6 protein-coding genes are annotated in these 10,377 nt (G+C 44.0%); 2 read left to right on the top strand and 4 right to left on the bottom strand.

Features of this window, described 5'->3' with window-relative positions; genetic code table 11:
* Positions 1–623 (bottom strand): AraC family transcriptional regulator (locus tag R7Q09_RS23710; protein WP_318143700.1); only part of this gene is annotated, 623 nt, incomplete at its 3' end.
* Positions 624–975: 352 nt separating this feature from the next.
* Here R7Q09_RS23710 and R7Q09_RS23705 point away from each other — a divergent pair.
* Positions 976–1,941, top strand: coding sequence for a phytanoyl-CoA dioxygenase family protein (locus R7Q09_RS23705; protein WP_318071300.1), 966 nt, complete (start codon positions 976–978; stop codon positions 1,939–1,941).
* 475 nt (positions 1,942–2,416) lie between these two features.
* On the opposite strand, the gene R7Q09_RS23700 is transcribed toward R7Q09_RS23705, so the two are convergent.
* Positions 2,417–3,445: a CNNM domain-containing protein gene (locus R7Q09_RS23700; protein ID WP_042763216.1), complete on the bottom strand. Its 1,029-nt coding sequence runs from the start codon at positions 3,443–3,445 to the stop codon at positions 2,417–2,419.
* Positions 3,445–4,821 carry a hemolysin family protein gene (locus R7Q09_RS23695; protein ID WP_276455660.1) on the bottom strand — a complete coding sequence of 459 codons (1,377 nt, stop codon included), beginning with the start codon at positions 4,819–4,821 and terminating at the stop codon, positions 3,445–3,447. Before R7Q09_RS23695 ends, R7Q09_RS23700 begins: the two co-directional genes overlap by 1 nt.
* Positions 4,822–5,558: 737 nt before the next feature.
* Here R7Q09_RS23695 and R7Q09_RS23690 point away from each other — a divergent pair.
* Complete coding sequence (locus R7Q09_RS23690; RefSeq protein ID WP_318071299.1) at positions 5,559–8,450, top strand: Ig-like domain-containing protein; 2,892 nt, start codon at positions 5,559–5,561, stop codon at positions 8,448–8,450.
* Between the two features lie 635 nt (positions 8,451–9,085).
* Here R7Q09_RS23690 and R7Q09_RS23685 read toward each other — a convergent pair.
* Entirely contained in the window at positions 9,086–9,895 is an 810-nt protein-coding gene (locus R7Q09_RS23685; protein WP_240497949.1) for a substrate-binding domain-containing protein, read from the bottom strand.
* Positions 9,896–10,377: the final 482 nt, after the last annotated feature.

The following is a 10,377-nucleotide window of genomic DNA, read 5'->3' as shown; positions in this document are numbered from 1 at the left end:
AACAATCGATTGAAGTTCGATAAGTTATTAAAGCCAGATAACTCCGCAACGACTGAAACCGGTTTATCGGTTTGCACAAAAAGCGAACAGCCTTTACCTAGCCTTACTTGGGTAATGTAGTGGTTAACACTTTGCCCCATCATCTTTTTAAAAAATCGCCCTAGTGTGCTTTCACTCATTCCAACCAATGAAGCCAACTCTGTCACTGATAACGGCTCGGTGTAATTTGCGTGTATAGCTTCCAGCAATTGGCTGAGTAACCGCTGTTGGCGTTTATCGGAACCTTGTCGGATCAAGGTCTGGTTTACGGAAATGGGTTGATAATCAGCCGTACTGCTTAACTCATCCAGAATACTCAGCATAATGGTGAGCTTTTGCATCGGTGTTGCGGTGTCTAACTTTTCAAACAAAGGCAACAAGCGCTGCGCGACAGGTTGAGAAAAATGCAGCCCTCTATGAGCGTCGAGCAACATAGGAGAAAAGGCGTTGCATTCAGGAAATAAGCGGGTGAGTTCATTTATCCATTGTGTGTCAAACCACAATACATACACTTTCTGCTCTTTGTCTTTTTGTAGGCTTGTTCTTGATTGCCATGTATGGGGAATATTCGGGCCCAACAGCACGAGGTCAAAATCTTCATATTCTGAGATGGTATCACCAATGTAACGTTCGCCCTTGCTGTTCAGCGTTAGTGTCAGCTCATACTCAGGATGAAAATGCCATTCAAAAGGGATCGCCTCTAAACGACGAATCAGTAGCTGCCATGAGTTGTCTTGGCTCTATTGAACTTTTTCGTATTGAGCTTTCATGAGTGATACAAACCTATCTAACAAGAATGATTCTATGACGGCAAAGTATCAATATTTGCGCTATTTGTATCACTTTGTGGGGTTCACTGTTGTCAGAATGTGATCAATCAGGCGCGCTCAACGCTTGTTAAATTGGTAATCATCAGCCCTACAGGAATCGATCATTATGAAAAACAAATATGGATTCGGCGATAATGCGCCTGGAAACAACAGCGTTTCCAATATCAATTCAGCGCAACTAAAAGACATCAAAAAAACATTGCCACTGAAGAAGCTAACCCAAGAGCAGTTCGAGTTTTGGCAGAACAATGGTTATTTGGTGCTTCGTCAAATCATCTCACCGGAAGAGGTAAAGCGTTCACAGGATTTCCTATGGGAGTTTCAAGAAATGGACCCAAACGATTCGAGCACTTGGTATCAAGCTCAGCGTCGTGATCACGCCATGGTTGAGCTAAACAACTCTGGCACGGTGGAGTGTTATAATAACCAAGTGTTGTGGGATAACCGTCAGAACCCCGAGGTATATAACGCATTTGTTGATATCTGGGATCAAGAAAGCCTATGGGTCACCATTGATCGCGCAAACCTGAACCCGCAGAATAAAACGGGGCGTGAATTTAGTGGCTTCGTGCATTGGGATGCGGATTCTTCACTCGATCCATTACCAGTAAACGTGCAGGGTGTGTTGGCACTGTCTGATACGAACGAAGAAACTGGTGGCTTCCAATGTGTGCCGGAACTTTATCGTCAACTCGAAGAGTGGCGTAAAACGCAGCCAGCTGACCGCGACCCTTATGTGCCTGACTTAACAGGTTTTGAGGTGGAGTTTATTTCAATGCGTGCAGGGGACTTGTTGATCTTTAATAGTCTGCTTCCTCATGGTATTCGTCCGAATCAGTCAGATACCGTGCGCATGGCACAATACATCTCTATGGTTCCGGCAGAAGAAGACAACCAGCTAATACGAGACTGGCGTATTCGTTCTTGGCAAGATCGTCTCCCACCAGAGGGATACGCTTTTCCGGGAGACCCTCGCAATTGGGAGCAAGTAAAGTATCCCCGAGCTGAACTTACGCCACTGGGCAAAAAGCTACTGGGTTTAGAGAGCTGGAAACTGACTGAATCAGCCTAAAACCCTATACGGTTTTAAAAATGAAGTAAAGACAGACCAAATAGAAAGATACACCTCATAGAAGGGGCCTCGCGGCCTCTTCAACTCTTGCACCTCATTGGTTCACATCGGTTCGCTTATACGCCTTCTTTTTTGTGAGCCCGTTTCCAACGACATGTAGCGCCCCCCTTATCGGTAAGTACCGTTGCGACTGTTTTACGTTTGCGCATTCTCTCTTTTCTCTCATGTCTAGAGACGCTGAAATCAGTATCGTTCAGCAAGAGGTTACTAACTGGTCAGAGAATGCGTGAGGAGGCGTGGAATAGAGTATTAACGATGTTAACGGGGGGAGTTTGGGCCCAATTTCCGGGGGGCGGAAAGATGCCTTGCTTGTTATCTCACCTAGACGTATTATCCGGACTTTTTCGAGTGACATGTGTCTAATCTGGCTAAGCAGATCAGACACAAAATATCACGTTTACAGGCACAGCGCTGCTTATTGCGCAATAAGGCGCTCGTTGGTTGTTGGCATCACACGTCTTAGGATGTCTGCTAAAGTAACGACACCAATCATTTCGTCGTCTTTACGCACAACCGCAAGCTGGACACTCGCTTTACGCATACCTGCCAGCGCTTCGTATACTGGCGTTTTAGCTTCAAGTACATACGCCTTACGAGCGACTTCATGCGCAGGTCGGTCAGCAGGTTCCAGCAGCGTATCACGTACGTGAACGACTAACGGTTTCAGACCATGATTTCCGAATACCAAAATACGCATGTGTCCGGATTCCATCGAAACTTTTCGAACTTCCGCGACGGTTGCATGCTTGTTAACATGAGCCATCACCTGGCCTTCTTTTACGAGTGTTTCAACAGGAATGGAACTTAGGTCAATCAGACCAGAGAGCTGTTTCTGGATACTCGGTTGCAGTGTGCCGACTTTACCGGAATGCTCTACAAGCTGGCGAATGGTGTTGATGTCCTGGCCACCGACCGCTGCACTTTCTACTGGCTCTACGCCCGAGGCTTTTACCAGTCGGTTGGCGAGATTGTTGATCCAGTTCAGTAACGGACGCAGAGGCCATACGTAAGCACGTGCCGGGAGCGCAATCGCTAGCGCCGATTTTTCTGGGTGTGCGATTGCCCAAGACTTCGGTGCCATTTCTCCTACTACCAAGTGAAGGAAGGTCACGACAAACAATGCAAAGCCAAAAGAGGCGCCATCTACGGCCCACTCTGGCATACCCATTGAAGCAAATATTGGCCCAACCCAATAGTCCACCGCTGGCTTAGTGACGGCTCCCAAAGCAAAAGTACAAAAGGTAATGCCCAATTGTGCGCCCGCTAGCATCAAGGTTAGATTATTCATGCTTCGTAGGGCCGCACGCGCAGAGGCACTTTCAACGGCCTTTTCCTCTAAGCGGTGACGTCGTGCACCCATCAATGCAAATTCGATAACAACGAAGAAGCCACTCAATACGATGAGGGCAGTGGTCACTAGAGTGACGATCAACGGTTCGGTCATTATTGTTCACCCTCATCAACTGGATTCTCTACAAGCTTAACTTGCACTTCGGTTGGAACGTGCCTTTCGATGCGTAACACCTTCACCTCAAGGTGGCGTTTGAATAGCTCGCCAGAAGCAAACTCAGCAGGTGCGACAGGCAGTGGGATGATCACTGTTTCACCTTTAGACGGAAGTGCGCCTCTTTCGGCTATTAACATTCCTGCTATGGTTTCTACATCGTCTTTTGGCAGCTCGTAACTGATTGCTCGTTGTACTTCGTCGATGTGGACGTCACCGTCCATCAACCAAACATTGTCGGCTTGAGATACTACCGAGTCAGCAACATGAGTATCGTGCTCGTCGGTTATTTCACCTACGATTTCCATCGCCAGATCTTCGATGGTCAATATACCTGCAAAACCGCCATATTCGTCTATCACACACGCCAGATGGTTGGTTGACTTTTCCAATTGCTCAAGGGCGTCTGGAAGTTTCATCAACGTTGGTAACACGGTAGCAGGGCGCATCACCGCCTCTACGGTATCGTCTGAATGGCCAGCATCGATACGAGCCAGTACGTCGGGAAGATGGACTACACCTACAGGTGCGTCATCGTTATTAACCACCGGATAGCGGGTGTGCGCCTGAGCCATCAATGATACGAGCTCAGTCAACGTGGTTTGAGGTGTTACCCAACCAACTTGAGAGCGGGGCACCATCGCATGCTCAACGTCACGATCTGGGAAGTCTAGAATACGGTCCATCATCAGTGACAGTTCGACTGGAATATCACCAGTTTCGCGCGAGTTTGCAATAATGTGGTGTAGGTCTTCTTCAGAGGCACTTACGTCAAGGTCATGTACAGGCTCAATGCGTATAGCTCGTAGCAGCAGGTTGGAAGATTTATCGAAGAAGCTAATGAAGAAACCAAAGACTGACATGTAGATTAAAGTTGATCTAGACATCATCAGGGACATTGATTCTGCATTCGCAATCGCGAGGTTTTTCGGGTAAAGCTCCCCCATGATCATTTGTACAACCATAGCGACAATCAAGGTTGATATGGTACCGATAGCAATACCAGTTTCCAGCGAAATGCCAAAACGTTGTAGTAGTATTCCTACAGACTCACCGACTAACGGCTCTGCCACAAAACCCAGCACCAGTCCCGTTACGGTAATACCCAGTTGGGCGCCAGAAAGCATAAAGCTAGTTCGTTTGGTAACAGCGAGCGCACGTTTTGCCGCTTTATCGCCTGTTGCTGCCAGAGTGGCGAGCTTAGCTCTGTCCACGGCCATATAGGCGAACTCTTGAGCAACAAAATAGCCGTTTGCTCCAATAATTGCCAAGATAAAAAGAATACCGAACAGAAGGGTAAGAAGAGGCTCAATCATTGCTATGCCTCCCTTGATAACGATGAATTAACAAAGGTTGACACAATTGACTAGAGTTGGGGTCCACAAAATATTCCTATGATAATAACAGGAAGCTTAGTGTATCTGCACGATGAGTGAATAGTCTAGTGAATTGTTTTAGTTAACACGGAAAACCAATTAGAAAGCTGACTCTCCAAGTATCAACGCTTTTAGACATTAGCAATCAACGGCTACAGATTGCAGTTTAACTAGACAGATGAGTTTTATTATTTATTAAGTCCTCTAGCTTTAATTAAAAGAAATTAAGGTGGAAGTGTTTGTGTTTGACTTTTTTGCGTTTATGGATGCAAGGGCATAGGGGGAATAGCGTGGGAATATTCTTAAAAATGTAACGTTAATAATGCAGTTGTTTAGTGGCGAGAATGAATATAGAGTTAATGCACTAATTGGTTGGGGGCATTGTGAACAGAAAATTAATTGTTACGGTTTTATTACGGTGGATGTGCTTATTCTATTTTATTTAAATTCAGAAAATGTATTTATTATTATATATCATTTGTTTATTTGATGTTTTTTTTGTGACTTTTAAGTGACGTGTAATTATAAATGTTGATATTTACCCAAAAAATAAAAGGTTATATTTATTTGGTTGTTTTTTATTTGTAAATTCGGTCTGATTGCAAAAAGTATTTCAATACTTTTTGCAGGTCTTCATGTGGTACCTAAAAAATTAATATAAGATTAAGGACTTAATTATGTATCTAAGAAAGAGCGGTGTTACCCGCGCAAACGCCACCATTGGTTATCGCGCTTTAGGGCTAACAATGCTTTGTTCTGGCTTATTGCTTAATCCGATTTCACAGGCTATGGCGGCGGAGTTCAGTGCGGACGCTGTTGCTCAATCGGAAAGTGAATACTGGAGCACGTATCAATTAGACATACACAATACGGGCTCGGAAAGTGCCGACATGCGTGAGGCTGTGGTTGAATTTGTACTGCCTGTAGCGATTAACGATATAGGCTGGGCGTCAAATCACCTAACATACCCATCATGGGAGATTACTCATACTGCACAAGCCGATGGTGTGTTAAACACTGTGCTGCTCAAGTTCCCAGCCGGTTCTTGGGTCGATAGTGAGTTGGCAACTGGTGAATCGGTTTCGTTAACTATTTCTTTTGGTGGTGAACTGACGGACCTTAATGCGTTTGAAGATTCTGTTCTGGTTAAAGTGGATGGCGAAGAGGTGCCTGCACCAGAATTTTCGTTAGACATCGTAGCGCCTGTACAAAACTCAGTGGTTTACGTCGGCACGAGTACAGAGATCATAACGAACTTAGAAGGTGATGGTGCAAGCAAGTTAGAGTTCTGGGTCAACAACACTAAATTGTCAGAACAACTTGTTGTGGAAGGCACAACCGAGTATAAACATGATTGGTTGCCTGCAGAAATTGGCGCGACATCCATAATTGTCATGGCATTCAATGAGAGTGGAGAAAAGCTCACTGAGCAATCAGTACAAGTCTCGGTTGAGTCAGAATCTACTGCGCCAAATCCTCCTATGATCGAGTTCATCTCACCAGAGTCTGGTTCCTCTCATCAAAAAGGTGACACCATCACGATTTCAGCAAATGTCACTGATGTTGATGATGACTTAGCGACGGTTAAGTTTTTCGCCAATAATGAGGAAATATGTCGCTTAGACGCTAATAAAACTCAAGATTTCTCGTGTGATTGGACAGCTCAAAAGGCTGGCTCTGCGACGCTTCTCGCGGAAGCACATGATGACGAGCATCATATTTCTCGTAAGAGTCTAACTGTTACCGTGACAGATACAGGAACCAGCTGTGGTGATGTTCCCCAATATAAAGATGGTGTGGCATATCAAGTCGGTGATGAGGTCACTAATATAGGCAATGTTTACTCATGTACTGTGTCAGGTTGGTGTGGCAACCCAGTTTGGACACCTGGTACAGGCCATCCTGATTATCCAGGAGCATGGAAAGATGCTTGGGATGAAACAGGGCAATGTGATCCTAATCCAGTGCCTGTTGTGAATGTTCAATCTCCTCAAGATGGACAAAAACTTGAACCAAACAAAGCGTTCGACGTCATCGTTGAGGCGACTGACGATACCGAGGTATCTCGTGTTGACGTTCAACTGAATGGCCAAACTGTGGCGACATCAAGCACACCTTCACAAGACGATATTTACGCCATAACTGTTCCGGCACAGGAGGAAGGTCAATTCACCCTAACTGTTGTTGCTTACGATGATCAGGGAGCAAGTGCAGAAGCGGAGCCTATTTCTTTGGCGATCACCGATAAAGACTTGGTGGTTTCGCTTTCATCTCCTGTAGATGGTTCAAGCTACTTTGAAGGTGGCGCGATTTCGATTAAAGCGGATGCTAAGAGCTATGAAGGGGACGTTGAGTCAGTAAGTTTCATCGCCAATGGTAATGAGCTGTTCAAAGACACCGAAGCGCCATACGAATATGAATGGTTAGGTGCTCAAAAGGGCGTATATGCGATTACTGCAAAAGCGGTGAATACGGCAAGCCAAGCGCAAACTTCTGCCGCGTCCAACATTACCGTTAAAGAAAGAACAGGCACTGGCGGCTTAGCTGATAATCCAGACCGCTCTATTAGTTATCTAACATCTTGGGGTTTGAATGATTATGAAGCGTTATTTAAATCAGATGGTGATGGCTACCTATTGTCATTCGGTAAATGGGATAACAGCGGCAACATTACGATCTCTGATGGTATGTTAACACCGCCAGATTACAACCCGGATTGGATGCCAGCACAATACTTAGCTTGGTCCACTCTTAAGCTCGACAATCAAAACGCGACGATGATGGTTGCGTTTGGCGGTCAAACTTACGAGAGTATTTGGTCGGAGATTAGTACCCCTGATAGCCGTGAAGCGGTAGCGACAGGATTGGTTGACTTAGTACATACGCCATTCCCCGTATACAAAAAGAATTTGAAGCCTGAAGAGATTGAAGGTGAATGTCTTGCGACGACACCTGATGGCAGTTGTGATTACAGTAAGTACCAGTTAGCTGGTTATGTGCACATTGACGGTTTAGATTTCGATTTTGAAAAATCGGCTCGAATAACTGATAAGGAAAACCAAGACCTGACGGCATTGATCAAGCTGATCCGTGAGAAGGTGGGTAATAGTAAAGTCTTGTCTTTGACAACGTATCATGTGGGTGCAGATCCCGTTGAATGTATGGATGCGAACGTGTTTGAAAATTGTTCTTACATTGAAGAGTCTGGCCGCTCGTCTCACCACGGTGAAGTCATTGAACTGCTTAAGGCAACCAAGAATGACTTCGATTTCTTCAACGTGATGACGTACGATGCAGGGCGAAACTTCCTCTACGACGTAGCAATGGAGAACTATGCTGAATACATTGGAGATAAGTCAAAAATTGTATTAGGTAACACGATCAACACCCAATGGGCACCGGATGGCAACTTTGTTGAAACTCGTCAAAACAATCTAGATCGTGCTAAATGGCAGAAAGATAATGGTTACGGTGGCTTCTTCATGTGGACGTTAGGTTCAAACAACCAAGGCTTGAGTATGACAGAGCAAGTTGAATACTTTAACGACATGATCAGTGAAAGCAAGTAGTAACTACCTAGTTCTGGAATCTACTTTAAAGACGGAAGGCTCTCATGCCTTCCGCTTTTTCGTATAGATAAGTTCCTAATTAGGTTAGAAGGTTAGGGAGCCCTTTACCTAAAGAGTAGTTGTAATTCTCCTTTCAATTTATTTTATCGATGGAGCTAAGATCTTTTAAGATAAGGATATGGACCGCTCAGGCGAGAGTTGCTTGATGCAGCTTATTCTTCACTCCCACGGCCGCGGCCAATACATTAGTTAGTATCATAAATATGAGAATGTAACGTTTGGCGACCATACCAATGTCTCATTTTAGTTTGAATATATATTTGGTTGTCAAAGGCTTTGAGGGCGAGGTCCGTACTACATGCCTTAATTCAAGCAGTGTGGGATTGAAGTGTGATGAAATAGAGGAGCAATAGAACAGCATATGATCATGCAGTACTATGTATTGATAATAAAAATGAATATAAATATTTTAAAAAACGCCACCTATTATAGATGGCGTTCATATATTGTGGTCTTGCGTTCCCAGTTAATACGACCTATTGTGCTTTGATTGAAAATTTTTGCCAGCACACTTTGATGATTTATTATAAGGCATTGACTTATAATTCATTTGTGCTAAATCCGCCAAAGCGCTATTATTTAAAACCATATTTTTGGAATACCTTTTTAGAGTCTTCGTGACTTAAGAAGTCTGCGAACTTTCTAGCCTCTTTCGATGCATCGTTTCTAAGCGTAATGTTAAAATCTCTATAAACAACTCTCTCAGGCTCAATAGTTACCAGTTCTACCTTACGAGTATCTTTATTGGCGTGGTACCATTCAGGCCAAGTGATCCAAGCGTCTGCTTTTTCCCCACTCGCACCGTAGAAGTTTTTAAATGCTGCTCCGCTACCTGGAGCTTGAAAAACTATTTTGCTTCTAAATTTTTTAATATCGTCTAGTGAGCCAAGTCTGCCCGCTAAATCTTCCCAGACAGCAGTACCAGATGTCACACTTCCCACTGTTTGGTTATTAACAACAATTCGCTTTACTTTCTCATTATCAATGAGATCATTAAAACTTTTGATGCCTTTAGGGTTACCTTCTTGAACTAAGATAACTGCCGGACGAATGTAAAGCGGTTCAGTATTTTTGCCGCTAAATCCCATAAATGAAAAGTCTTCCATTAGAGTAACGTTTACGTGCTCAGCCGTGCCCCATAAAATATCAGCCTTACCTGCCTCGCAAGTCATTGTGTTTCCCTTCGCACATTCAGACCATGTTTGCAAAGGACCCGAAATGACATTAATTTTAATTCCTTCATTTTCAGGCTGTGCCATGAAGTTATTTGCTACTTCTTTAATTGCTGGATGAGGTCCCCCTGCACCATAGAGGTTTACCTCTTTGGCACTGACCGTCATACTCGTTAAGAGTAATATACCTGTTAAACATGCATTTTTTTCCACTTTGTTTCCCCTTTCTCGTTTAATTGAACGTATAGGGAACGACCATAACCGGGAAAAATTTCAAAATCCGAAGAAGGGAAGGAAACTTTATTTATCCTAACGACGTTAACGCGAAGTTTCAGGCAGAAATTGTCATTTCACCGTATGTAATCCGTTTTGATGCAGATGGATATCAATTGGTACACCTTCAAGCGCTTACCGCCAGCAAAGTCATAGAACTCTTAAAATAAAATATTACATATTAATAGCAATGGGTTGGGGCTAAATGCGAGGTATTCGCTGCAAGTGACCATAAAGAATTATATACTACCTAATTTTATCGTGTACTACCTCATGATGTATCATCTGGATTATTCATCAGCAAATAGAATCGTTAGGCACCTTCCATCCAGATCTTTACTATCAAATGGCGTTGTTGCTCAAATCGAATTGAACCTTTCTAGGTAGTTGCGATCTGATCTCATATCAATGATTGAACGAGC

The organism is Vibrio sp. 2130-1, assembly GCF_033339515.1.
The sequence above is the reverse complement of the archived record's forward strand: the minus strand, read 5'-3'. Positions and strand labels throughout refer to the sequence as shown.